16 protein-coding genes are annotated in these 23,748 nt (G+C 70.6%); 7 read left to right on the plus strand and 9 right to left on the minus strand.

The features are described from left to right. Positions 1-5: 5 nt before the first annotated feature. Positions 6-614: a Uma2 family endonuclease gene (locus tag AB0761_RS23145; RefSeq protein WP_377271035.1), complete on the minus strand. Its 609-nt coding sequence runs from the start codon at positions 612-614 to the stop codon at positions 6-8. A 288-nt stretch (positions 615-902) separates the two neighbouring features. Here AB0761_RS23145 and AB0761_RS23150 point away from each other — a divergent pair, with 288 nt between their 5' ends. Both AB0761_RS23150 and AB0761_RS23155 read left to right on the plus strand, forming a co-directional pair. Then, the gene (locus tag AB0761_RS23150; protein ID WP_377271036.1) at positions 903-2,876 is read left to right on the plus strand and encodes a glycosyl hydrolase family 18 protein; all 1,974 of its coding nucleotides are present in this window, start codon (positions 903-905) and stop codon (positions 2,874-2,876) included. 114 nt (positions 2,877-2,990) lie between these two features. Continuing rightward, the gene (locus AB0761_RS23155; protein ID WP_377271038.1) at positions 2,991-4,514 is read left to right on the plus strand and encodes a glycosyl hydrolase family 18 protein; all 1,524 of its coding nucleotides are present in this window, start codon (positions 2,991-2,993) and stop codon (positions 4,512-4,514) included. Positions 4,515-4,584: 70 nt separating this feature from the next. Here the strand turns inward: AB0761_RS23155 and AB0761_RS23160 are convergent, their stop codons facing one another. Together AB0761_RS23160 and AB0761_RS23165 are read right to left on the minus strand one after the other, a co-directional pair. Next, positions 4,585-4,989 carry a CoA-binding protein gene (locus AB0761_RS23160; RefSeq protein ID WP_377271039.1) on the minus strand — a complete coding sequence of 135 codons (405 nt, stop codon included), beginning with the start codon at positions 4,987-4,989 and terminating at the stop codon, positions 4,585-4,587. Positions 4,990-5,033: 44 nt separating this feature from the next. Further along, positions 5,034-6,371 (minus strand): UDP-glucose dehydrogenase family protein, encoded by a 1,338-nt coding sequence (locus AB0761_RS23165; RefSeq protein ID WP_377271041.1) that lies wholly within the window; start codon positions 6,369-6,371, stop codon positions 5,034-5,036. Positions 6,372-6,516: 145 nt separating this feature from the next. On the opposite strand from AB0761_RS23165, the gene AB0761_RS23170 reads away from it, so the two are divergent. Further along, a complete protein-coding gene (locus AB0761_RS23170; RefSeq protein WP_377271042.1) occupies positions 6,517-7,674 on the plus strand; it encodes an acyl-CoA dehydrogenase family protein in 1,158 nt (385 codons plus the stop codon). A gap of 117 nt (positions 7,675-7,791) precedes the next feature. Here AB0761_RS23170 and AB0761_RS23175 read toward each other — a convergent pair whose 3' ends face one another. Together AB0761_RS23175 and AB0761_RS23180 are read right to left on the minus strand one after the other, a co-directional pair. After that, positions 7,792-9,288 carry a carbohydrate-binding protein gene (locus tag AB0761_RS23175; RefSeq protein WP_377271043.1) on the minus strand — a complete coding sequence of 499 codons (1,497 nt, stop codon included), beginning with the start codon at positions 9,286-9,288 and terminating at the stop codon, positions 7,792-7,794. Positions 9,289-9,493: 205 nt separating this feature from the next. After that, positions 9,494-10,867, minus strand: coding sequence for an LCP family protein (locus AB0761_RS23180; RefSeq protein ID WP_377271044.1), 1,374 nt, complete (start codon positions 10,865-10,867; stop codon positions 9,494-9,496). A gap of 381 nt (positions 10,868-11,248) precedes the next feature. On the opposite strand from AB0761_RS23180, the gene AB0761_RS23185 reads away from it, so the two are divergent. Together AB0761_RS23185 and AB0761_RS23190 are read left to right on the plus strand one after the other, a co-directional pair. Beyond that, positions 11,249-12,106 carry an ABC transporter ATP-binding protein gene (locus AB0761_RS23185; RefSeq protein ID WP_377271045.1) on the plus strand — a complete coding sequence of 286 codons (858 nt, stop codon included), beginning with the start codon at positions 11,249-11,251 and terminating at the stop codon, positions 12,104-12,106. A gap of 17 nt (positions 12,107-12,123) precedes the next feature. After that, entirely contained in the window at positions 12,124-14,691 is a 2,568-nt protein-coding gene (locus AB0761_RS23190; RefSeq protein WP_377271046.1) for an ABC transporter permease, read from the plus strand. A 117-nt stretch (positions 14,692-14,808) separates the two neighbouring features. Here the strand turns inward: AB0761_RS23190 and AB0761_RS23195 are convergent, their stop codons facing one another. Further along, positions 14,809-16,251, minus strand: coding sequence for an LCP family protein (locus AB0761_RS23195; protein WP_377271047.1), 1,443 nt, complete (start codon positions 16,249-16,251; stop codon positions 14,809-14,811). 166 nt (positions 16,252-16,417) lie between these two features. Here AB0761_RS23195 and AB0761_RS23200 point away from each other — a divergent pair, with 166 nt between their 5' ends. Beyond that, complete coding sequence (locus tag AB0761_RS23200; RefSeq protein WP_377271048.1) at positions 16,418-17,497, plus strand: glycosyltransferase family 2 protein; 1,080 nt, start codon at positions 16,418-16,420, stop codon at positions 17,495-17,497. A gap of 73 nt (positions 17,498-17,570) precedes the next feature. Then, complete coding sequence (locus AB0761_RS23205; RefSeq protein WP_377271049.1) at positions 17,571-18,269, plus strand: acyltransferase; 699 nt, start codon at positions 17,571-17,573, stop codon at positions 18,267-18,269. On the opposite strand, the gene AB0761_RS23210 is transcribed toward AB0761_RS23205, so the two are convergent. From AB0761_RS23210 to AB0761_RS23220, 3 genes are all read right to left on the minus strand, one after another. Further along, positions 18,259-19,860, minus strand: coding sequence for an LCP family protein (locus AB0761_RS23210; RefSeq protein WP_377271051.1), 1,602 nt, complete (start codon positions 19,858-19,860; stop codon positions 18,259-18,261). The two genes, AB0761_RS23205 and AB0761_RS23210, sit on opposite strands and share 11 nt — an antisense overlap. Before the next feature lie 27 nt (positions 19,861-19,887). Next, positions 19,888-21,516, minus strand: a complete 1,629-nt coding sequence (locus AB0761_RS23215) for an LCP family protein (protein ID WP_377271052.1) — start codon at positions 21,514-21,516, stop codon at positions 19,888-19,890. 224 nt (positions 21,517-21,740) lie between these two features. Further along, on the minus strand, positions 21,741-23,600 hold the full coding sequence (locus AB0761_RS23220) for an LCP family protein (protein ID WP_377271054.1): 1,860 nt from the start codon (positions 23,598-23,600) through the stop codon (positions 21,741-21,743). Positions 23,601-23,748: the final 148 nt, after the last annotated feature.

A 23,748-nucleotide genomic window follows, 5' to 3' on the forward strand; every position in this document is an offset into this window, starting at 1 on the left:
CCCGCTCAGGCGTCCCGGCTGTCGCCGTCGCCCTCGTCGAAGTCGGCCAGCAGCACACCCAGGTCCAGGTCGGCGGTGAAGGCCCCGCCAACCGGCACCGTCTGCCTGCCCTTGACGGTCAGCACCTCGCGGTAGGTGTTGTCGCACAGCTCATGGACCACCAGATGGGGCTCCGGCTCCAACTCCAGCCGCCAGTAGGCGGGGATGCCGGCCTGGGCATAGAGGGCCGGCTTGAGGATCCGGTCCTGTGTGGTGTTGAACGGGGAGACGATCTCCACCAGGAGCAGTGCCGCCTCCATGGGCACGGCTGTGGTGTCACGGCGCACGGCGGCGCGGTCCGCCACCACGATGTCCGGCACGAAGAGCCTGGACTCGCCGCGGACATTGACCGCCTCGGCCACCCGGAAGGGGGCGCCGGAGGCGCGGACGGCCTGGTCCAGCTGGTTGGCAAGGATGCGCGAGGCATCCTGGTGGGCCCATCCGGGAGCGGGAGACATGATGAGTGCACCGTCCACAAGCTCGTAGCGGTTGCCTGTGGGGTGCTCGTCGAGGGCGAGGACCTCGTCCACGGTCCAGAGACCCGCGTGGTCCTCGATGTGGCGAGCGGTGCTCATGGCCATCACTGCCTCCTGCGACATCCAAGACCCCCAGCATGGCATGGGAGTACGACAGCGGCGAGCATGTCGCGGCCGCCCCTCGACCGGGGTCGGACCAGGGAACACTCACTCGAATGTGGGGGCGCGGAGGGCCTGGGCGCACGCCTCTGATGGTTTATTGGTCTAGTCCTTAAATGGTCCATACCATTGACCGAGCACCTACATTCCCGGTATCCAGTACCCGACCGCGCGTTACGGGTGCCGCCGGGCACGGCCCCGCTCTCCCTACCCAGGAGGTCCCCCACCGTGCACGTCGTCACCCCTCGCCGGAAGGGTCGCAGGCCGCTTGTCGCTGCGCTCTCCGTGCTGGCCCTCGCCGCCGGGGCGCTCAGCGCCTTCGCGGCCACCGCCGCCCCCGCGGCTGCCGCCGCGAGCAGCGGCGGAGTGAAGATCGCCTACTACGACCAGTGGTCGGTCTACGGGAACGCCTTCTACCCCAAGGACCTCGACACCCGGGGTATCGCAGGCAAGCTGGACATCCTCAACTACTCCTTCGAGAACATAGACCCGGTCAACCTCACCTGTTTCGAGGCGACCAAGGCGTCGGACGCCACCAATGAGTCCGACCCCAACGCCGGTGACGGAGCGGGCGACGCGTTCGCCGACTACCAGAAGTCCTACGGCGCCGACACCAGCGTGGACGGCGTGGGCGACGTCTGGAACCAGCCCATCGTGGGCAACTTCAACCAGCTGAAGAAGCTCAAGGCCAAGTACCCCAACCTGAAGATCGTCGCCTCGCTCGGCGGGTGGACCTACTCCAAGTACTTCTCGGACGCCGCCGCCACCGACGCCAGCCGCAAGAAGCTGGTCTCGTCCTGCATCGACATGTTCATCAAGGGCAATCTGCCGGTCCAGGGCGGCTACGGAGGCACCGGCACCGCCGCGGGCATCTTCGACGGCTTCGACATCGACTGGGAGTACCCCGGCTCGCCCAACGGCCACACGGGCAACCACTACAGCGCCAACGACAAGGCCAACTTCACCGCGCTGCTCGCCGAGTTCCGCTCCGAGCTGGACGCCTACGGCAGCGCCAACGGCGGCCGCAAGATGCTGCTGACCGCTGCCCTCCCGGCCGGTCAGGACAAGATCGCGCAGATCGAGACCAACAAGGTCGGCCAGTACCTCGACTACGCGAACATCATGACGTACGACATGCACGGCGCCTGGGACGCCACCGGTCCGACCAACCACCAGGACCCGACCTACCAGTCGCCTGACGACCCGTCGACGGCGATCGCGCCCGGAACCGAGAAGTACTCCACCGACCACGCCATCACGGCCTGGACCCAGGGCGACTCGGCCTACGGCATCGCGGGCGGCTTCCCCGCCTCCAAGATCACCATGGGCTACCCGCTGTACTACCGCGGCTGGACCGGAGTCCCCGCCGGCAGCAACCACGGCCTGTACCAGAGTGCGACCGGGCCCGCCCCGGCCCGCAGCCTGAGCGCCACCGCGGGCACCGCGTACTACAAGGAGCTCACCGGCATCGTCGACAACCCGTCGGACACCTTCTACGACGCCTCGACGCAGTCCAACTACTTCTACAACGGCTCCGAGTTCTGGACCGGCCTCGGCGCACAGTCCATCCAGGCCAAGGCCGACTACGCGCACTGCCACGGCCTCGGCGGCTCGATGATGTACTCGCTGCTCGACCTCGACTCCTCGGCCACCCTCTTCAACAAGATCGTGACCGCGACCAACGGCTCTGCCGCGGGCTGCACCCCGCCCACCACGGGCGGTACCACCACCGGCGGGACCACCACCACGGGTGGCACCACGACGACCGGCGGCACCACCACCGGCGGCACCACCACCACGGGCGGCACCACGACGACCGGGGGTACCACCACGGGTGGCACCGGTAGCTGCACCGCTGCGGCGTGGAACAGTGCGACGGCGTACACCGGCGGTGCGGTGGTGTCGTACAACGGGCACCAGTGGACCGCGAAGTGGTGGACCCAGGGTGACGTCCCGGGCGGCAGTCAGGATGTCTGGACCGACAACGGTGCCTGCACGGGTGGCACGACGACCACGGGTGGGACGACGACCACGGGTGGCACCGGCAGCTGCACCGCTGCGGCGTGGAACAGTGCCACGGCCTACAACGGCGGTGCGGTGGTCTCCTACAACGGCCACAACTGGACCGCGAAGTGGTGGACCCAGGGCGACATCCCGGGCAACAACAGCCAGGCCGTCTGGACCGACAACGGCGCCTGCTGACCTGACCTGACCCCGTATCACCCGAACCTGCGCCACCACTCAGCGCCGCCCGGCGGGCATCGGCCGCGCCCGTATGCCCGCCGGGCGGCACCCCTCACACCCAGTGGAGCACCCGTGAGTCGACACCGTCCGCTCCGCGCGGCGCTGACCGCCCTCACCACCGCCGCCGCAGCGCTCGGCCTCGCCGTCCTGGGCGGCGGCGCCGCCCAGGCCGCCACCCCGCTGCCCGCCCATGTCTTCGCGCCCTACTTCGAGGCGTGGACCGGTGACAGCCCGGCCGCCCTGGCCTCCCAGTCCGGCGCCAAGCACCTCACCATGGCCTTCCTCCAGACCGCCAGCAGTGGCTCCTGCACGGCGTACTGGAACGGCGACAGCAGCATGCCGGTCTCCTCGGCCACCTTCGGCAGCGACATCAGCACCATCAGGGCCAACGGCGGTGACGTCATCCCCTCCTTCGGCGGCTACAGCGCCGACAACGGAGGCACCGAGATCGCCGACAGCTGCACCGATGTCGCCTCCATCGCGGCCGCCTACGAGAAGGTTGTCACCACCTACGACATCACCCGCATCGACCTCGACGTCGAGGACAACTCCCTCACCAACACCGCGGGCATCGACCGCCGCAACAAGGCCATCAAGCAGGTCCAGGACTGGGCCGCGGCCAACGGCCGCACCGTCCAGTTCTCGTACACCCTGCCCACCACCACCAGCGGTCTGGCCGACAACGGCCTGGCCGTGCTGCGCAACGCCGTCTCCAACGGCGCCCGCATCGACGTGGTCAACATGATGACCTTCGACTACTACGACGGTGCCTCCCACGAGATGGCCACCGACACCCAGACCTCCGCCACCGGCCTGCACGGCCAGCTGGCCCAGCTCTATCCCTCCAAGACCGACGCCCAGCTGTGGAGCATGGTCGGCATCATCGAGATGATCGGCGTGGACGACTTCGGCCCCGCCGAGACCTTCACCCTCGCCGACGCCACCACCGTCTACAACTGGGCCGTCTCCAAGGGCATCAACACCCTCTCCTTCTGGGCCCTCCAGCGGGACAACGGCAGCTGCGCCGGCAGCGGAGCCGCCGACGGCTGCTCCGGGATATCCCAGTCCACCTGGGCCTTCAGCCACATCTTCGAGCCCTTCACCGGCGGCGGCTCCACCACGCCCGCCAATGACTTCTCGGTCTCCCTCACCCCGGCCTCCGGCTCGGTGGCACCCGGCGGCAGCACGACCGCGACCGTGAAGACCGCCGTCACCTCGGGCTCCGCCCAGACGGTCGCCCTCAAGGCGAGCGGCGCCCCCGCCGGCGTCACCGTCTCGCTCAGTCCGGCCTCGGTCACGGCGGGGGGCTCCTCGACCCTCACGGTGACCGCCTCCGCCTCGGCGGCCGCGGGCAGCTACCCCGTCACCGTCACCGGGACGGGCACCGCAGGCAGCCACTCCGCAGTCTTCACGCTCACCGTCACCGGCTCCGGCTCCACCTGCACCACGCCCGCGTGGAACAGCACGGCCATCTATGTGGGCGGCAACCACGTCTCCTGGAAGGGCCACAACTGGAACGCAAAGTGGTGGACGACGGGCGAGGAGCCCGGCACCACCGGTGAATGGGGTGTCTGGCAGGACCTCGGCGCCTGCTGAACCAGCCCCACCCGTGGGACACCCCCGTCCGCAGCGCACTCGGATGCGCTGCGGACGGGGGCAACGGCGTTCAGTCCAGCAGCGGGATCTCGATGGCGGGGCAGCGGTCCATCACCATCAGCCGCCCGGCCTCGCGCACCCGCTCCCGGGCGGCCTCGTCCACCACGCCCAGCTGGAACCAGACTGCCCTGGCACCGATCGCCACCGCCTGGTCCGCGACCGCACCGGCCAGCTCCGAGTTGACGAAGACATCCACCACGTCGACCGGGAACGGGATCTCCGCCAGCGAGGCATAGCCCTGCTCGCCGTGCACGGTCTCGGCCCCGGGGTGCACGGGCACCACCTTCTTGCCGTACCGCTGCAGCACCCGGGCCACCCCGTAGGCGGCCCGGGAGGTGTTGTTGGAGAGCCCCACCACGGCCCACACATCACCGGTGGAGGTCAGGATCTCGCGTACGGTCGCGTCGTCGCCCAAGTTCGCCATGACAACGGGAACGGACGGGCCGCGCCGGGGATTCCTCAGCTGGGTCGGCCCAGTGCCCGGTACGTCCAGCCCGCGGCCCGCCAGGCCACCGGGTCCAGCACATTGCGGCCGTCCAGGATGCGCCGCTCCGCCACCACCGAGCCCAGCGCCTGCGGGTCCATCTGACGGAACTCCTGCCACTCCGTCAGATGCAGCACCACATGGGCGCCATGGGCCGCGTCGACCGCCGAGTCGGCGTAGGTCAGCGCCGGGAACAGCTTGCGGGCGTTGTCCATCGCCTTGGGGTCGTACACCGTGACCTGGGCGCCCTGCAGCTGGATCTGCCCCGCCACATTGAGCGCCGGCGAGTCCCGGATGTCGTCGGAGTTGGGCTTGAAGGCCGCGCCCAGCACCGCCACCCGCCGCCCCAGGAAGCCGCCGCCGCACTGCTCGCGGGCCAGCTCCACCATCCGGGAGCGGCGCCGCATGTTGATCGAGTCCACCTCGCGCAGGAAGGTCAGGGCCTGGTCCGCGCCCAGCTCACCGGCGCGGGCCATGAACGCCCGGATGTCCTTGGGCAGACAGCCGCCGCCGAAGCCCAGCCCCGAGTTGAGGAACTTGCCGCCGATGCGCTCGTCGTAGGAGAGCGCCCGGCTCAGCTGCACCACATCGGCGCCCGCGCTCTCGCACACCTCCGCCATCGCATTGATGAAGGAGATCTTGGTGGCCAGGAAGGAGTTGGCCGCCGCCTTCACCAGCTCCGCGGTGGCGAAGTCGGTGACCACAAAGGGCACCCCCTGCGCGATCGGGGTCGCATACACCTCGCGCAGCAGGGCCTCGGCCCGCTCGCTGCGGACACCCACCACCAGCCGGTCGGGGTGCAGGGTGTCGCCGACCGCGAACCCCTCCCGCAGGAACTCGGGGTTCCAGGCCAGCTCGACCTGGTCACCGGCCGGCGCCCGGGAGGCCAGCCGCTCGGCCAGCCGGGCCGCGCTGCCCACCGGCACCGTGGACTTGCCGACCACCAGCGAGGGCCGGGTCAGCAGCGGCGACAGGGAGTCCAGTGCGGAGTCCACATGGCTCATGTCGGCGGCGAACTCGCCGGCCTTCTGCGGGGTGTTCACACAGATGAAGTGGACGTCGCCGAACTCGGCCACCTCCTCCCAGGAGGTGGTGAAGCGCAGCCGTCCGGTCGAGCCCTCATGCCCGGCGACATGCTTGACCAGCAGTTCCTCCAGGCCGGGCTCGTACATCGGGACCCGGCCGGCGGTCAGCGTGGCCACCTTGTCCGGGTCGATGTCCAGCCCCAGAACCTCGAAGCCGAGCTCAGCCATGCACGCGGCGTGGGTGGCACCCAGATAGCCGGTGCCGATCACTGTGATCCTCGGTGCCACGGGTCTGCTTCCCTTCGCCGTCCCGGACTGCAACCCGGCCGATGCTATCCGCCCTGGGCTCCTGTCGTGGAGGTCACGTCGGTCAAAGACGGGCACCGGTCGTAGACTCACCGCGTACTGAACGGTAGTTAACCGGAGGGGATCCGTGGCGGGCGGCGAAGACTTCGACCTTTTCCGTATCTCTGAGGAGCACGAGATGCTCCGTGACGCCGTACGGTCGCTGTCCGAGGCGAAGATCGCCCCGTTCGCGGCCGAGGTGGACGAGGAGGGGCGGTTCCCGCAGGAGGCCCTGGAGGCCCTGCAGGCCAACGACCTGCACGCGGTGCACGTCCCGGAGAGCTACGGCGGCGCCGGCGCGGACGCCCTGGCCACCGTGATCGTCATCGAGGAGGTCGCCCGGGTCTGCGCCTCCTCCTCACTGATCCCCGCCGTGAACAAGCTGGGCTCGCTGCCCGTGCAGCTCTCCGGCTCCGAGCAGCTCAAGACCCGCTACCTGGGCGCCCTGGCCCGCGGCGAGGGCATGTTCTCCTACTGCCTGTCCGAGCCCGAGGCCGGCTCCGACGCCGCCGGGATGAAGACCCGCGCCGTCCGCGACGGCGACACCTGGGTCCTCAACGGCGTCAAGCGCTGGATCACCAACGCCGGCGTCTCGGAGTACTACACCGTGATGGCCGTCACCGACCCCGACAAGCGCTCCAAGGGCATCTCCGCCTTCGTGGTGGAGAAGAGCGACCCGGGCGTCACCTTCGGCGCCCCGGAGAAGAAGCTGGGCATCAAGGGCTCCCCCACCCGCGAGGTCTACTTCGACGACGTCCGCATCCCCGCCGACCGCATGATCGGCGCCGAGGGCACCGGCTTCGCCACCGCGATGAAGACCCTGGACCACACCCGGATCACCATCGCCGCCCAGGCCCTGGGCATCGCCCAGGGCGCCCTGGACTACGCCAAGGGCTACGTCCAGGAACGCAAGCAGTTCGGCAAGGCCATCGCCGAGTTCCAGGGCATCCAGTTCATGCTCGCCGACATGGCCATGAAGCTGGAGGCCGCCCGCCAGCTCACCTACGCCGCCGCCGCCCGCTCCCAGCGCCTGGACGGCGACCTCACCTTCTTCGGCGCCGCCGCCAAGTGCTTCGCCTCCGACGTCGCCATGGAGATCACCACCGACGCCGTCCAGCTCCTCGGCGGCTACGGCTACACCCGCGACTACCCGCTGGAGCGCATGATGCGCGACGCCAAGATCACCCAGATCTACGAGGGCACCAACCAGGTCCAGCGCATCGTCATGGCCCGCAACCTCCCCTGAGTGCTGCGGAAAGCACGGTGGGGCGGCGCCGGGCTCGGCGCCGCCCCACCGCCCGGCCCGGGCGGGTGGAAGGCCGGTGGGGGACGGGCCGGCAAGGTTGCGGGCCCGTCCGGCGGCTCAGGTCTGGCTGAAGGTGAACCAGTTGACGTTGACGAAGTCGGCCGGCTGACCGCTGGTGAAGGTCAGATAGACGTCGTGCTTGCCGGTGACCGCGCTGATGTTGGCCGGGATGGTCTGCCAGGACTGCCAGCCGCCGGTGTTGGCGACGGCGAAGGAGCCGATGGGTGTGCTGGTGCGGCTGTCGAGACGGACTTCGACCAGGCCGCTGACACCGCCCGCAGCCCCGGAGGCCACCCTGGCCTTGAACTGGTGGGCGGCGGTGGAGCCGAAGTCGATACCGGGGTAGTAGGCCCAGTCGCCGTTGGCGAGCGAGGCGATGTCCTGGCCGCCGCCGGTGTCGGTGCAGGCCTCCACGCCCACCCCGGACTGCTGGGTGAAGGACTCGGCCTGGAGGGTGGAGTAGGCGGTGCCGCCGGTGCCGCCGGTGGTGGTCCCCCCGGTGGTCGTGGTGCCGCCCGTGGTGGTCGTACCGCCCGTGGTCGTGGTCCCGCCGGTGGCGGTGCCCCCGGTGGTCGTGGTGCCGCCCGTGGTGGTCGAGCCGCCCGAGCTGTAGACGGCGACATAGTCGACCAGCATCGGGACACCGGACTGGGTGGCCGAGGTGGGCGTCTGGTGGCCCGCGACCGGGTCGGGGAAGGCGCCGCCCATGGCGACGTTCAGCAGGATGAAGTGGCCGTGGTTGGTGGCCGCGTCCCAGGTGGCCGCGTCCATCTGGGAGGCGTTGACGGAGTGGTACTGCACCCCGTCGACGTACCAGCGCAGCTGCTGCGGTGAGACGCTGCGGTCCCACTCCAGGGCGTAGGTGTGGAAGTTGCCCTGGCAGGCGGAACCCGGGCAGGCGTGGGTGGCGCCGAGGCCGGTGGTCTCGTTGCAGGGGCCGCCGGAGCCGGTGCCGCAGTGCAGGGTGCCCCAGACCTGGTTGACCCCGTTGACGTTCTCCATCAGGTCGAACTCGCCGATGGACGGCCAGTTCCAGTAGTTGCCCCGGTAGCCGGCACCGAGGGTCCAGAAGGCCGGCCAGTAGCCGTCGGCGGCGGCGCCGGTGACATTGGGCATCTGGATCCGGGACTCGATGCGCAGCTTGCCGCCGGCCGGGGGCTGGAAGTCGGTGCGCTGGGTCTCGACCCGGCCTGAGGTCCAGTTGCCCGCGCTGTCGCGGATCGGGGTGATGCGCAGGTCGCCGGAGCCGTCCTGGCTGAGGTTGGCGGTGGAGCTGGTGTAGTTCTGCACCTCACCGGTGCCCCAGTTGGCGGCGCCGCCGGGGTAGCTGTGGCCGGTGTCGATGATCCAGTTGCTGCTGGAGGGGAGGGTGCCGGCGGCGCCGCTGAAGTCGTCGCTCCAGACGAGGCTCCAGCCGGAGCCGGCCGGCGGCACCGCGGCTCCGGCGGTGCCGAACAGGCCGAGGCAGAGCATCGCCAGACCGGAGACGGCGGCGATGAGTGCGGTCAGCGGTCGACGTCGGGATCTGCGGGCGTGCGAATGCGTGATGGGCATGAGGGGGTGGCCTCCCAATGCTCGGATGTGCATGTCGCGGTGGACTGCAAGGTGGCCGGCCGACCCGATCGCAACTGTCCCGCTCGTATCCGTACACGGTCAAGACTGATGCTTGAGAACGCTCTCAGAATTTCTTTGCGTTCAACTCCTGAACGCGGCGGAGGCCGGGCCGACAGGGTCGGCCCGGCCTCCGCAGGAGGTTCCGCTAGCTCACATCGGGCACCGCGGTGTCATTGCGCAGGGCGTCGAAGACCTGCTTGGCCTTGGTGTCGTTCCAGATCACCGAGGAGCCCTCGGAGGTGGTCCGGCCCGGGTCGGAGATCGGCACGGTGATCGTCTTGCCGCTGCCGCCGCTCACACCCTTCATGGCCCAGAACATCGAGGTGAGGTCGTAGAGGCCGCAGTCCTTGTCCACGATCAGGGTGCCGAGGCCGGAGCTGATCGTCGGATAGAGGGTGAAGGGATTGGCGATGGTGGCGGGAGAGGCCGCCGAGTCGGCGATCGCCGACAGGAACTGCCGCTGCCGCTTCATCCGGCCGAGGTCGCCGGTGCCGTCCACATAGCGGGAGCGCACGTACTTCAGCGAGTCGGTGCCGTTGAAGTGCTGGCAGCCCGCCTGGAAGTTGGCCCCCGACTTGGGGTCCTTCATCGGCTTGGCCAGGCACATGTCCACGCCGCCCAGCGAGTCGACCAGGTCGCGGAAGCCGGCGAAACCGATCTCCGCGTAGTGGTCGATGTGCAGCCCGGTCGCCGACTCCACGGTCTTCACCAGCAGCGGGCCCCCGCCGATCGCAAAAGCCGCATTGATCTTGTGCATCCGGGCCGGGATGGTGCTGCTCGGCTTGTCGCTGTCCGGGTGCGCGGGCACCTTCACCCAGGAGTCACGGGGTATGGACAGCATGGTGTTGCCGTTGGAGCCGATGTGCAGAACCATCATCGAGTCGGTGCGCTTGCCGGGCGCCCCCAGACCGGTGTGCAGATCCTTGGCGTCCTGCTTGCTCATGCCCTCGCGGCTGTCGGAGCCCACGATCAGCCAGTTGGTGCCCTTGCCCGCGGCGGGCCGGCCCGCGTAGTCCTGCAGCACGTCCTCGCGGCGCAGCTTGGAGTCGGCCCAGAAGTAGGTGCCCACCCCGACCACCAGCAGCACGCAGATCAGCGACACCAGGGTGACCTTGACCTTGCGGCGGGTCGGCCAGCGGGAGGGACGGGGCGGTCCGGCCGGCGGCGGGCCGCCGTAGCCGGACCCGTCGGGGCCTCCCGGGCCGCCGGGGCCGGAGTACTGCTGCGGCACGGCGGAGCCATACGAACCCGCGGGCCGGCCGCCGCCGGGGCCGCGCGGGTTGAGACCGGGCGGCAGCGGAGGCTCGGCGGCCGTCCCGTAGCCGCCCTGCGGAGAGCCGGCGGACGGCTGCGGCGGCACGGGGCGCTGCTGGCCGTACGGAGCACCGCTGCGGCGCGGTCGCTGGACATGCGGCATCGACCGGGTGGGCTCGGCGTCACCGTCCCCGCCGCCGTAGGGTCCGCCGCTCTGGCCCTGTTGCGCCCCGCCGCCGTAGCGGCCGTCCTGCCAAGAGTTCATGCCGGAAGGATGCCCCATCAGGGTGCCCGGGCCTAAGCCGGGTGGTGGGCTGTAGCAGAGTTGATGCAGGCGCGGGACCCTTCGCACGCATGGTCACCGGCGGGCATCCGCGGACCCGCCCCCGCGACCCCTAGACCTGCACCCCTCACCCCCTAGGGGAGGGGGCCGCGCACCCCGTACAACCTTCGATGCCGGGTTTCCTCCCGTCGGAGGAGCCGTCGCCCACAGTCCGCGCCTTAGCGTTCTGGTACCCCCCGGCACCACCGGCGCAGGTGGGGAAAACCCCCGGCCCAAGAGGCGTACGAGCACCATGTCGGTGCCTGCGCCCGATCCACCAGGCTGGGTGGCGTTCCAAGCAGGACCACGACCAAGGAGACAGCAGTGACGACGGCAGCAGCCCCCTTCGGGTCCCCCGCGGCGACGCTCGCGGGGCCGGCCGGCGGCGCGTCGGCCATCGCCGCCAGCGCGCGGCAGGTGACCAAGGCGTACGGCTCCGGTGAGACCCGGGTGACGGCGCTGGACCAGGTCGACGTGGACATCGCCCGCGGGCGGTTCACCGCCATCATGGGCCCCTCGGGCTCCGGCAAGTCCACGCTCATGCACTGCCTCGCGGGACTGGACTCGGTCACCTCCGGCCAGATCACGATCGGCGGCACGGAGATCACCGGGCTCAAGGACAAGCAGCTCACCAAGCTGCGCCGCGACAAGATCGGCTTCATCTTCCAGGCGTTCAACCTGCTCCCCACGCTCAATGCGCTGGAGAACATCACCCTGCCCATGGACATCGCGGGCCGCAGGCCGGACCAGGCCTGGCTGGACCAGGTGGTGGAGACCGTCGGCCTGGCCGACCGGCTCAAGCACCGCCCCACCCAGCTCTCCGGCGGTCAGCAGCAGCGTGTCGCGGTCGCCCGCGCCCTGGCGGCCAAGCCGGAGATCATCTTCGGTGACGAGCCCACCGGAAACCTGGACTCGCGCTCCGGCGCCGAGGTGCTCACCTTCCTGCGGCGCTCGGTGGACGAGCTCGGCCAGACCATCGTCATGGTCACCCATGACCCGGTCGCCGCCGGCTACGCCGACCGCGTCCTCTTCCTCGCCGACGGCCGGATCGTCGACGAGATGGCCAACCCCACCTCGGACGCCGTGCTGGAGCGGATGCTGCGCTTCTCCGCGGCCGAGACCCCGGCGGCCGGTCCGGCCGGCTCCCTGACCCCCGGCGCCGACAGCCGCCGTACCAGCTGAGGGATCGGACCACCGCCATGATGCTCAAGACGTCCCTCAGAAGCTTCTTCGCCCACAAGGGCCGGATGGCGCTGTCGCTGATAGCCGTGGTGCTCTCGGTGGCCTTTGTCTCCGGCACCCTGGTCTTCACCGACACCGCCACCGCCACCTTCGACCGGCTCTTCGCCACCACCGCGTCCGACATCGCGGTCGGCCCCGCCGACGACGGCGCCGACCACAACGAGCAGTCCGGCGGAGCGATGGCCCGCACCCTGCCCGCCTCCGTGGTCCAGCAGGTGGCAGCGCAGCCCGGTGTGAAGACCGCCACCGGCGAGGTGTCGGTCTCCAACGCCACCATCGTCGACCCGGACACCAACAAGTCCATCGGCCCCACCGGCGGCGCACCCACCCTTGCGGGGAACTGGTACGAGACCCCCAACTCCGCGCTGAAGATCACCTCCGGTGCGGCCCCCGAGGGCGCGGGCCAGGTGCTGCTGGACGCCGACACCGCGGACAAGTCCAAGCTGTCGATCGGCGACCAGCTGCGGATCATCACCGCCGTGGGCGACTACCGCGCCACCATCTCCGGCATCGCCACCTTCACCACCACCAACCCCGGCGCCGCGCTGGTCTTCTTCGACACCCCGACCGCCCAGCGCGAACTGCTGGGCCACCCCGGGGCCTTCACCTCCGTCGTCGCCTACGGGGACGGCAGCCGCACCAACGACCAGCTGAAGAGCGCGCTGGTGGCCACCTTCGGCAAGACCTACCAGGTCAAGACCGCCGCCGAGCAGGCCGCCGACAACCAGAGCGACGTGGGCGGCTTCCTGGACTTCATGAAGTACGCCATGCTCGGCTTCGCCGGGATCTCGCTGCTGGTCGGCGGCTTCCTGATCATCAACACCTTCTCCATGCTGGTCGCCCAGCGCACCCGGGAGATCGGTCTGCTGCGCGCCATCGGCGGCAGCCGCTCCCAAGTGAACCGTTCGGTGCTCACCGAGGCGCTGATCTTGGGCGTCCTCGGCTCCACCATCGGCCTCGGCGCAGGCCTCGGTCTCGCCGTCGGCCTGATCAAGCTGATGGGCAAGGTCGGGATGCACCTGGACGCCTCCCAGCTGACGGTCAAGGCGTCCGTGCCGATCGCCGCCTATGCGGTGGGCGTCATCATCACCGTCCTCGCCGCCTGGCTGCCCGCCCGCCGGGCGGGCAAGGTCTCCCCGATGGCCGCGCTGCGTGACCACGGCACCCCCGCCGAGGCCGCCGCCAACCGGATCCGGGCCGCCGTCGGGCTGCTGCTCACCACGGCCGGCGTCGCTGCCCTGGTGGCCGGAGCCGCGGCGAGCAGCGCCGGGACCGGCGGTGGGCTGCTGGGCCTGGGCGTCCTGGTCACCCTGGTCGGCTTCGTGGTGATCGGCCCGCTGCTGGCCGGTGCAGTGGTGCGGGTGCTGGGTGCCGCGCTGCCCGCGTTCTTCGGCCCGTCCGGACGACTCGCCCAGCGCAATGCGCTGCGCAACCCGCGCCGTACCGGGGCCACCGCGGCCGCGCTGATGATCGGCCTGGCCCTGGTGACCGGGGCCGCGGTGGTGACCTCCTCGATGGTTTCCTCGGCCACCAGCCAGATCGACAGGTCGGTGGGCGCCGACTTCATCGTGATGTCCAACAACGGCGGCCTCACCCCGAACATGGTCAAGGCGATCGAGGGGACTCCCGGCCTCAGCCATGTCTCCCGGTCCAAGGACATCGGGGTCGTCATCACCAGCCCCGACGGGCACCGCGAGGACACCAGCATCAACGCCGTCAGCCCCACCTACGGTGAGGACCTGCGGGTGCCGGCCGTCACCGGCTCCTTCGAGGGGGCCCTCAGGCAGGGCATCTCGGTCGACAAGGACTACGCGGACAGCCACCACCTCAAGGTCGGCGACCCGCTGACGGTCCACTTCCAGGGCGGCTCCACCCAGACGCTGAACGTCGCGGCCGTCACCGCCGAGGACAACCAGCTCTACCAGGGCGAGATGTACATCGGCCTGGCCACCGCGGAGCGGGCGCTGCCCGCCGACCGGCTGCCGCAGGACGTCATGGCGCTCGCCGGTGCGTCCTCCGACCCCGACCAGGCCTACGCCGCCCTGCAGAAGTCGCTGGCGCAGTATCCGCAGCTCCAGGTGAAGAACCAGGCCGACTACAAGGCGCTGATCAAGAAGCAGGTCGACCAGCTGCTCTCCATGGTCTACGGCCTGCTGGGCCTGGCGATCGTGGTGGCCGTCCTCGGTGTGGTCAACACCCTGGCGCTGTCGGTGGTGGAGCGCACCCGGGAGATCGGCCTGCTGCGGGCGATCGGCCTGTCGCGCCGTCAGCTGCGGCGGATGATCCGACTGGAGTCGGTGGTGATCGCGGTCTTCGGCGCGGTCCTCGGCACCGGCCTGGGCCTCGCCTGGGGCATCACGGCGCAGCGGGTGCTGCGGACCCAGGGCCTCGACCAGCTCACCGTCCCCACCGGCACCATCGTCGCCGTCTTCGTCGGCGCGGCGGTCGTGGGACTGCTGGCGGCGCTGGGCCCGGCCCTTCGGGCCTCCCGGATGAACGTCCTGGCGGCCATCGCCACGGACTGACGCCGGACGGCCGCAGGGCCGGGGAAACCCGGCCCTGCGGCCCGGGGGAGCAGGGAAACGGGGGGCGGCCCCGGCGCACCGGGGGGTGCGCCGGGGCCGCGGCGTTCGGGGCCGCGCTCAGTGGCAGATGGTGTCGGGCGGGGTCGGTACGACCGGGTGCCAGCTGGCCAGGGCGGAGGGGACGGGCGCGGGGGAGTAGTCCGACCCGGCGACCACCTGGAGCGTGGGGCCGAGCCCGGGGACCTGGACCAGCTGCGCCCCGGGGAGGGCGGCGGCGAGGGTCTTGACCGACTGGTCCCAACGGGGGTCGTAGCGGACCAGGGTGCGGGTGGCGCCGGAGCCGCCGGCATTGGCCGCCGACCCGGTGGTGACGAAGCCGACGCGCCGCAGGTCGGCGTCGACCCTGGCGCCGAGCCCCGGGGTGGCGGTGCCGTTGAGCACCTGGACGCGGATCTGCTGCGGCGGGACGGTGAGCAGCGGCCCTGCGGCGTCCTGCGAGCGGTGGGGCGGACGGGCCGTGGCGGGCAGCGGCCGGTCCTGCCGTACGGCGTCGAAGAGGGCACGGGCGGCGGGGACGTCCCAGAGCACCGTGGAGCCCCAGCCGGGCACGGTGTGGTTGATGTCGGCGACCGGAACCGTGGCGACGTCGGTGTCGCCGGCGGAGAGGCTGCGCAGGGAGCCGGCGAGCTTGAGCAGATCCTCGGTGGAGAGGCCCCGGTCGACCTTGACCGACTTCAGCGCGGTGGTCAGCACATGGCTGAGCCTGGTGGGGTTGAGCAGGATGCCGCCGCTGGTGGCCTGGCGCAGGATCTGCGCCACAAGATGCTGCTGGCGCTGCATCCGGCCCAGGTCGGAGCTGGCGTCCAGATGCCGGGCGCGGACGTACTTGAGGGCGCCGGCGCCGTCCAGCCGGGTGGTGCCGGCCGGCAGGTCCAGACCGGAGTAGGGGTCGTGGAGCGGGACGGTGGTGCAGACCGAGACACCGCCGAGGGCGTCGACCGTGGAGATGAAGGAGCGGAAGTCGACCTGGAGGTAGTGGTCGATGCGGATACCGGTGGCCTGCTCCACGGTCTGCACGGTGAGCGGGGCGCCGCCCAGGCCGTAGGCGGCATTGATCTTTCCCCGCCCTGCGGTCACCGGTTTACCGGTGGCCAGGTCGGTGTGGGCGGGGATGGTGACATAGGAGTCGCGGGGGATGCTGATCACGGTCGCGCGGTCGCGGTTGCGGGAGAGGTGGACCAGCATCATGGTGTCCGTGCAGTGGCAGGAGACTCCGCCGGCATGCAGCACATGCTTCAGCTCACGCGGCGGGATGCCCTCGCGGTCGTCGGTGCCGACCAGCAGGAAGTTCTCCGCGCTGCCGGTGGCGGCGGGGCGGTTGCCGATACCGCTGAAGGCGTCGATCCGGCCGATGGCGTGCCCGATGCCGTGCAGCACGCTCCAGCCGATGCCGGCGGCGATCAGCACGGCGGCGGCGGCGACTGCGGCCAGCCACAGCTCCCAGCGCCGCGGCCGTGGGGGAGTGCTGCTGCCGGTGGAGGGGGCGGGATCGTCGGGCATCGCTGTGAGGCTAGGCGGGGGCACCCCGGAGAAGCCGCAGCACACGCCGCCGGGCGTTCACCATGCGTCCTTTCAAGCGAAAGATTCCGTTTTGGCTTGACATCCGGTCGAACCGGCTCGCATCCGACGGAGCGGACAGGTGCCCGGCACCTGTACGGTGGGCGCGATGAGCGCCAACACTGCCGAGGAGCTGCCGGCGGTCTCCGTGATCATGCCGGTGCTCAACGAGGAACGACACCTGCGGACCGCTGTCCGGCACATCCTGGAGCAGGAGTACGCCGGGGGGCTCGAAGTGGTGATCGCCCTGGGCCCGTCCAGCGACCGGACCGACGAGATCGCCGCCGAGCTGGTCGCCGAGGATCCCCGGGTGCACACCGTGCCCAACCCCACCGGCCGCACCCCGGCCGCGCTGAACGCTGCCATCCGCGGTTCCCGCAACCCCGTGGTGGTGCGGGTCGACGGCCACGGCATGCTGACCCCCGGCTACATCGCCACCGCGGTGCGGCTGATGGACGAGCGGGATGCGGCCAATGTCGGCGGCATCATGCACGCCGAGGGCGAGACCGAGTGGGAGAAGGCCGTCGCGGCGGCCATGACCTCCCGGATCGGGGTCGGCAACGCCGCCTTCCACACGGGCGGTGAGGCGGCCCCCGCCGACACCGTCTACCTGGGCGTCTTCCGCCGCGAGGTGCTGGAGCGGCTGGGCGGCTACAACGAGGAGTTCATCCGCGCCCAGGACTGGGAGCTCAACTACCGTATCCGCCAGGGCGGCGGGCTGATCTGGTTCACCCCCGAGCTGAAGGTCTCCTACCGGCCGCGTCCCAGCGTGCGGGCGCTCGCCAAGCAGTACAAGGACTACGGCCGCTGGCGCCGGGTGGTCACCCGCTACCACCGCGGCTCGGTCAATCTGCGCTATCTCGCCCCGCCGGCCGCGCTGGCCGGAGTGGTCGGCGGACTGGTGCTGGGCGCCGCGCTGCACCCGCTCTTCCTGGTGGTGCCCGGCGGCTATGCCGCGGCGATCCTGCTGGGCTCGCTGAAGGAGGGCCGCGGACTGTCGCTGAAGGCCCGGCTCCAGCTCCCCCTGGCACTCGCCACCATGCACATGACCTGGGGCTGGGGCTTCCTCACCTCTCCGCGCTCGCTGGCCCGCAAGGTCATCGGCAGCAGGGCCCCCGAGAAGGGGGCGGTCGGCACCCGCACCCTCGACGGCACCCCGAGCCCCGACGGCAGCCTCGCCGAGCGCTGAACCTCCCCGCACCGGCCGCCCCGGCTGGATACGCTCGCGCCACCACACGCGGGCGATCGGGAAGGGGCGGCCCATGGCACACGGCGGAGCAGCGGACGGCGCGGCAGCGCACGGCGGAGCGGCGCACAGCGGAGCGGCGCACAGCGCAGCGGCGCACGGTGGACCACGTATCCAGCCGAGCGCCGACGTGGACGAGCGTGCCGCGGTCGGTGACGGCACCGTCGTCTGGCATCTGGCCCAGATCCGCGAGGAGGCCGTGGTCGGCAGCGACTGCATCATCGGCCGCGGCGCCTACGTCGGGCCGGGAGTACGGCTCGGAGACCGCGTCAAGCTGCAGAACCACGCCCTGGTGTACGAGCCGGCGGTGCTGGAGGACGGTGTCTTCGTCGGCCCTGCGGCGGTGCTCACCAATGACCTCTATCCGCGCTCGGTCGACCCGGACGGCAAGCTCAAGCGCGGCGACGACTGGGACGCCAGAGGGGTGACGCTCCGTCAGGGGTGCTCGGTGGGCGCCCGGGCGGTGCTGGTCGCCGGGGTGACCGTCGGCCGCTGGGCACTGGTCGCGGCGGGTGCCGTGGTGCATCGCGACGTACCCGACTTCGCCCTGGTCGCAGGGGTCCCGGCCCGCCGCCTCAAGTGGGTCGGCCGGGCCGGGGAGCCGCTGGAGCAGCTGGGTCCGGACGGCGGGGACGGCGCCGTGCGATGGCGCTGCCCCCGTACGGCGGAGGAGTACCTGGAGCGGGACGGCGTGCTGGCGCCCGCTACTGGGTGAGGAGGCCGTTGCCCTTGGAGGTGCAGCTGGTGTCGTCCGCCTTGTGCACCTTGACATCGGTGGGCAGTGCGGTCGGCACCGGGATGCTGGGCTTCGCGGTGGGGATGGTCTGCGGGAAGTCGGCGCCGATGGTGACGACAACCCCTCTGCCGGTGCCGCCCACCTTCACCGCCGAGGCCGGCAGCCCCAGGGACCGGGCCACCGACTGGGCGGCCGCCTGCTGGTCGGCCTGGGCGTAGGTGACGGTGCTGGTCTGCACGCCCTTCTGCGGCGCATTGCCCGATGTGGCGTGGTAGCCGAGCGCCGTGAGCGCGGTGGCGCCCACGGAGGCGGCGCCGTTCCTGGTGGTGGTGCCGTTGAGCACCGTCACGGTCACCTGCGAGGGGACCACGGTCGGCTCGGCACTGTGGGTGGGGCTGGCGGAGGCGCTCGCAGGCTTGGCCGCCGGCTTGCCGGTGAGTGAGCGGTCGGCGAGCAGCATGGCGAAGATCTGGTCGGCCTGCGGCTGGACGAACTCGTCCTTCTCGCTCCGGTTGGGGTCGGCCAGGTCCCTGGGGGTGTAGCTGACCTTCGGCTGGAGGAAGGCCACCTTGTCGGGCTTGATCGCCTTGAGGTCGTCGGCGAGGCCCGTCAGGGCGGTGACCGAGCCCAGGTCGGGGTCGACGGTGAGCGCCTTGGTGGCCGCCTCGGCGAGCGGGGTGAGCTTGGTGGGGTTGAGCAGGGTGCCGGCGCTGGTCATCTGGCGGAAGAGCGAGGCGAGGAAGGCCCGCTGCATGGAGAACCGACCGACGGCGCTGCCGTCCTGCACGGCATGGCGGGTGCGGACGAAGGCCAGGCCCTGGTCGCCGTCGAGGTGCGAGGGGCCGGCGGGGAGGTCGAGGTGGGAGTCGGAGTCGTGGATCGGCTGGCAGAGATTGACGTCCACGCCGCCCACCGCATTGGTGAGGTCCTTGACGCCTTCGAAGTTGACCATCAGGAAGTGGTCGATCCGCAGATCGGTGATCTTCTGCACGGTGTCCACCACACAGCCGGGGCCGCCCCGGCTGAGCGCCATGTTGAGCGGCATCCGGGTCATCGGGCCGTAGACCTGCTTGGTCACCGGATCGGTGCAGGGCGGGTGGTTGACCAGGGTGTCGCGCGGCAGGTCGACGGCGACGGCGGACTTACGGTCGGGATAGACGTGCAGCAGGATGTCGACGTCGTTGTTGCCCTTGCCGACGTTCTCCTTGTCGCCGTACTTCCCGCCCAGGCCCTTACGGCTGTCGGTGCCTATCAACAGGATGTTCATCGCCGTACGGCCCTGGGCGTCGGCCTTGCCGCCCGGTGGGGCGGAGTTGCCGGCGCTCTTGGGGGCCTTGGTGATGTTGGAGTTGAGGTGCTGGATGTAGAGGTACACACCACCGCAGCCGGCCGCCACCGTCACCGCGGTTCCTATCGCCACCGGCTTGATGAACCGCTTCCATCCGCTCTTGGGCCTACGGCGGCTGGGGCCGGCGCCGCGCTGCCGCGGAATGGAGGCCGGGGTGTCCGGCGCGGCCCTGCCGGGGGCGGCGGTGTTCTCGGGCGGAGTGGGGCGATCCTGGGCACTCATGGCGGTGAGTCGCTTTCTGGGATCCGGTCAGTAGGTGTATATGCCGCCCTGCGACACGACGTGCATGCAGTCCGTGGTGTCCGCCGAGTTCTTGGTCTCGACGCCGACAGGCAGGTCACCGGCCTTGGGCTTCGGCTTCACCGGGAAGGTGGTGCCGGTCGTCCAGTCGTCGCCGAGAATCAGCGCGGGGGCGCCTGCCGAGGCGGACTCCCGCAGCGCTGAGGCGGGCAGCTTGAGCGCGGTGGCCACGGCCTGCGCCTCGGCCTTGTGCGCGGCACTGAAGGTGAGCGTGGTGGTGGCCTGCGAGGGTGCGTTGGCGGGATCGCCGACCTTGGCCATGGCGAAGCCCGTCCCGGTCAGCGCGGTGGCGATCGTCGCGGCCCGGTGGGTGACGGTGGTGGCGTTCTGCACGGTCACCGCGACGGAGGCCTTGTCGACGGGCGCGGCCGCCGGCGCGCTTTTGCTCGGCGAGGCGGTGGGCTTGGGCTTCGCCTTGCCGCCGTTCTTGTCCAGCGGCACGTCGTCGAGCAGCATCTGCCATATGCGGTCCGCGGCAGGCTTGTTGAGGACCACCGTGGCGTTGGGGTTCTTGGGATCCGGGAGCACCGGGATGGTGAGCGTGGTGATCCGCTTCGCCGGTACCTTCCGCAGCTCGGTGCCCAGGTCGTAGAGCTTCTTGACGGTGTCGAGGTCGTCGTCGGGCTTGATCGCCTTGGTGGCGGCCTCGGCCAGGTCCATCAGCTTGCCGGGGTTGGTGAGGGTGCCGTTCCCCTTCAGCGACCGCACCAGTGAGCTGAGGTACATGTGCTGCGCCTTGGTGCGGTTGAGGTCGCTGCCCCAGGCGTCACGGGTGCGCAGCCAGAGCAGCGACTGCTGGGCGTTGAGCACATTGTCGCCCTTGGGCAGCTTCAGACCGGTGCCGCCCAGCTTGGTCTTGCGGTCGTAGAGGTTCATGTCGACGCAGACATGCACCCCGCCGACCGCCTGGGCCATGTCCACCACGCCACCGAAGTCGATCATCATGAAATGGTCGATGTTGAGGTTGGTGAGCCTGGTCCAGGTGCCGACGGTGCAGCCGGGTCCGCCGTTCGCCAGCGACGCGTTGATGCGCGTGTACGGCATGTCGGGGTAGTTCTTGCCGTCCTCGCTGTGGCAGTCCGGAATATCCACCATGGTGTCGCGGGGTATGGAGATGAGCGAGGCGTTGGTGCGGTCGGCCGAGACATGGAGCAGCATCTGCACGTCTGCCAGCGGCGGATTGTCCTTGAGGTTCTTTCCGCCGCCCAGTGCCCGGGCCCGCGCGGTGGCCCGGCTGTCGGAGCCCAGCAGCAGGATGTTCAGCGGGACCTGACCGAAGGCATTGGGCGCGGTGCGCTTTCCCTGCTGATCGCTGAGATTCTTCTTCGCGGTCTTGATATTGCTGTTCAGGTGTTGGTAGTAAAGCCATCCCGAGGCGGTGGTGAGGACCACGCAGACACCCGCGCCGATGGCTATCGGTTTCAGATACCGCTTGAATCCGGTCTTGGGTTTGCGGCGATTTCCCCGGCTTTTCCCGGGGCCGCCGTGGGCACGGCGCTGCCGGGGTATGGAGGGGCTGCCGTCCAGGGGCGGGACAGGTGCCCCACCCGGCTCGGCGGTGCTGTGGTGCGTGGCCATGAGGACGGTTCACCTGCTCCGGGGGAGGTTGCGGAGGGTCCGCAGGGGACCTCTATCTTTCCGTAACCTACCTTTCGGCAGCCATTCGTGCACACGTTCCAGGGAATGAATAGGGCAATAATCGACTGTGATTCAGATCACAGGCGCCGAGTGCAACCTTTTATGTCGGTGAATTCGAATGCGCAGCGCACGGGAACGGTCACCGACCGTGTCCCGGGCCTGCCTCACTTGGCGCAGACGTTGGTGTCGTCGGCCTCGACCCGCTGGAGGTTGGAGGGCGCGGCCGTGGGAACGGTCAGCGAGACACCGGGCTGCTTGAAGTCCTTTCCCAGGATCAGCAGCATCGGGTCCTTGGCCCCGGTGCCGTACTGGGTGGTGGCCTTCATCTGCGAGGCGGGCAGGCCCATCGCGGCGGCCAGGGTGCGCGCCTGGTCGGCGTGGTTGGGCGCGTAGTACAGCGTGGTCTTGGCCGTGGCCGGCCCGTTGGCGCCGTTGCTGCTGCGCAGATAGCCCTCGGTGTTCTGCATCCAGTCCACGGTGGCCTGTGCCAGGCCGGTGACCCCGCTGCCGTTCTTCACCGTGACCCGCACATCGGCCGGCGCGGCCTTGGTGGTGGCGGCCGGCGACGGTGCGGTGGAGGCCGTGGTCTTCTTGGTGACCTTGGTGAGCGACTTGTCGGCGGCCACCATGGCGAACAGCTGGGTGGCGTCCGGCTCCTTGAGGACCAGCCGGTTCTTGTCCGTCGGGTCGTCCAGCACCGGGGCGGTGGCGAAGGTGATGTGCTTGGTGTCCACGGTGCCGAGGTCCTGGGCGAGGTCCTTCAGCTTCAGGACGCTGGCGATGGACTGGTCGACGGTGAGCGCCTTGGTGGCTGCGTTGGCGAGCGACCACAGCTTGCTGGGGCTGGTGAGCGTGCCGTCGCTCTTCACCTTGCGGATCAGTCCGCTGATGAACTGCTGCTGGAGCGGGATACGGGTCAGGTCGCCGCCGAAGCCCACCGCGTGCCGGGTGCGGACGAAGGCCAGCGCCTCGTCGCCCTCGATGACGTGCTTGCCCTTGGTCATGTTGAGGTGCGACTGGGGGTCGACCAGATCCTTGGCCGCGCACACCTCGACTCCGCCGACGGCGGTCGAGATGGTCTTCACCGCCTCGAAGTTGACCTCCACGAAGTGGTCGATGCGGACCCCGGTCATCTGCTCGACGGTCTTCCAGGTGCATCCCGGGTCGCGGTCGTCCTGCCCCAGGCTGGTGTTGAACATCGCCCGTGCCGAACCGGGGATGGTCTTGCCGCCGGTGGTGCACTCCGGGATCGGCACCATCAGGTCGCGCGGGATGGAGATGGCGGTGGCGTTGGTGCGGTCCGCCGAGACATGGAAGAGAAAGGTGGTGTCGGCATGGCCGACGCTGCCGGCGTCGCCGTACTTCTTGCCCAGGCCCTGCCGGCTGTCGGTGCCGATCACCAGGATGTTGACCGCCTTGGTGGCGGCCTTGGGGCGCTTGGCCTCGTCGCCGAGGTTGACGTTGACGCCGGTGATGTTGCCGTTGAGGTGCTGGTACGCGTAGTAGCCGCCGGCGCAGCCGGCCACCAGGACGAAGGCGCCCGTCCAGGCGGTCCACTTGAGCACCCGGCGGCTGCGGGTGGGGGTCTTGCCCGCCTTGCGGCGGGCGGCCCGGCCGCCGACCGCGGTCTCGGCGGGAGCCTCGGAGGCGGAGCCCTGGCCGGTACGGGCCCGGCGGGCCGCGGCCCGGCCGCCGCCCTGGGCGGGGATGCCGGGGTGCGTGTCGCCGCCCTGCGCGGGGATGCCGGGGGGTGTGCCGCCGGGGGAGGGGGCGCGGAGGCGGCCGGAGTCACCGGCGGGGGCGCCGCCGCCCGGGCCGGCCGGCCGGCGGGGGCCGGGGCGGCCCTGCTGGGGCACGCCGGGCCGCCGGGCGGTGGTGGCCCTGCCCGGGCCGGGGCCGTCCGTCCGCAACCGGTAGTTGCCGGTCGCGGGGTCGAGCACCCACTGGTCCGCCGGATCTCCACCGTCCGACCAGTCGGGGCCGTTGCCCGAGGCGCCGCGCATACGGCCGTCTCCCGCGTTCACGGTTGTAACCCCTCCGCCTTGCCGGTCCGCGCTCCCCCTGCGCGAGTGATGTGCTGTGCTGTGCGTTTGGTGCCGGTGTCCTGCCGCTGCTGCGGAGCCGGTGCCGGAGCGGGTACGCCGAGCCGACCGGGCTCACACTAGCTGCCTA

The organism is Peterkaempfera podocarpi, from assembly GCF_042466665.1.
GTDB lineage: Bacteria > Actinomycetota > Actinomycetes > Streptomycetales > Streptomycetaceae > Peterkaempfera > Peterkaempfera podocarpi.

Bases quoted from the DNA above. Each gene is read 5' to 3' on its own strand.
- AB0761_RS23145 (WP_377271035.1), bottom strand. From the start codon at position 614: ATGAGCACCGCTCGCCACATCGAGGACCACGCGGGTCTCTGGACCGTG.
- AB0761_RS23175 (WP_377271043.1), bottom strand. From the start codon at position 9,288: ATGCCCATCACGCATTCGCACGCCCGCAGATCCCGACGTCGACCGCTG.
- AB0761_RS23180 (WP_377271044.1), bottom strand. From the start codon at position 10,867: ATGAACTCTTGGCAGGACGGCCGCTACGGCGGCGGGGCGCAACAGGGC.
- AB0761_RS23190 (WP_377271046.1), top strand. From the start codon at position 12,124: ATGATGCTCAAGACGTCCCTCAGAAGCTTCTTCGCCCACAAGGGCCGG.
- AB0761_RS23195 (WP_377271047.1), bottom strand. From the start codon at position 16,251: ATGCCCGACGATCCCGCCCCCTCCACCGGCAGCAGCACTCCCCCACGG.
- AB0761_RS23200 (WP_377271048.1), top strand. From the start codon at position 16,418: ATGAGCGCCAACACTGCCGAGGAGCTGCCGGCGGTCTCCGTGATCATG.
- AB0761_RS23205 (WP_377271049.1), top strand. From the start codon at position 17,571: ATGGCACACGGCGGAGCAGCGGACGGCGCGGCAGCGCACGGCGGAGCG.
- AB0761_RS23210 (WP_377271051.1), bottom strand. From the start codon at position 19,860: ATGAGTGCCCAGGATCGCCCCACTCCGCCCGAGAACACCGCCGCCCCC.
- AB0761_RS23215 (WP_377271052.1), bottom strand. From the start codon at position 21,516: ATGGCCACGCACCACAGCACCGCCGAGCCGGGTGGGGCACCTGTCCCG.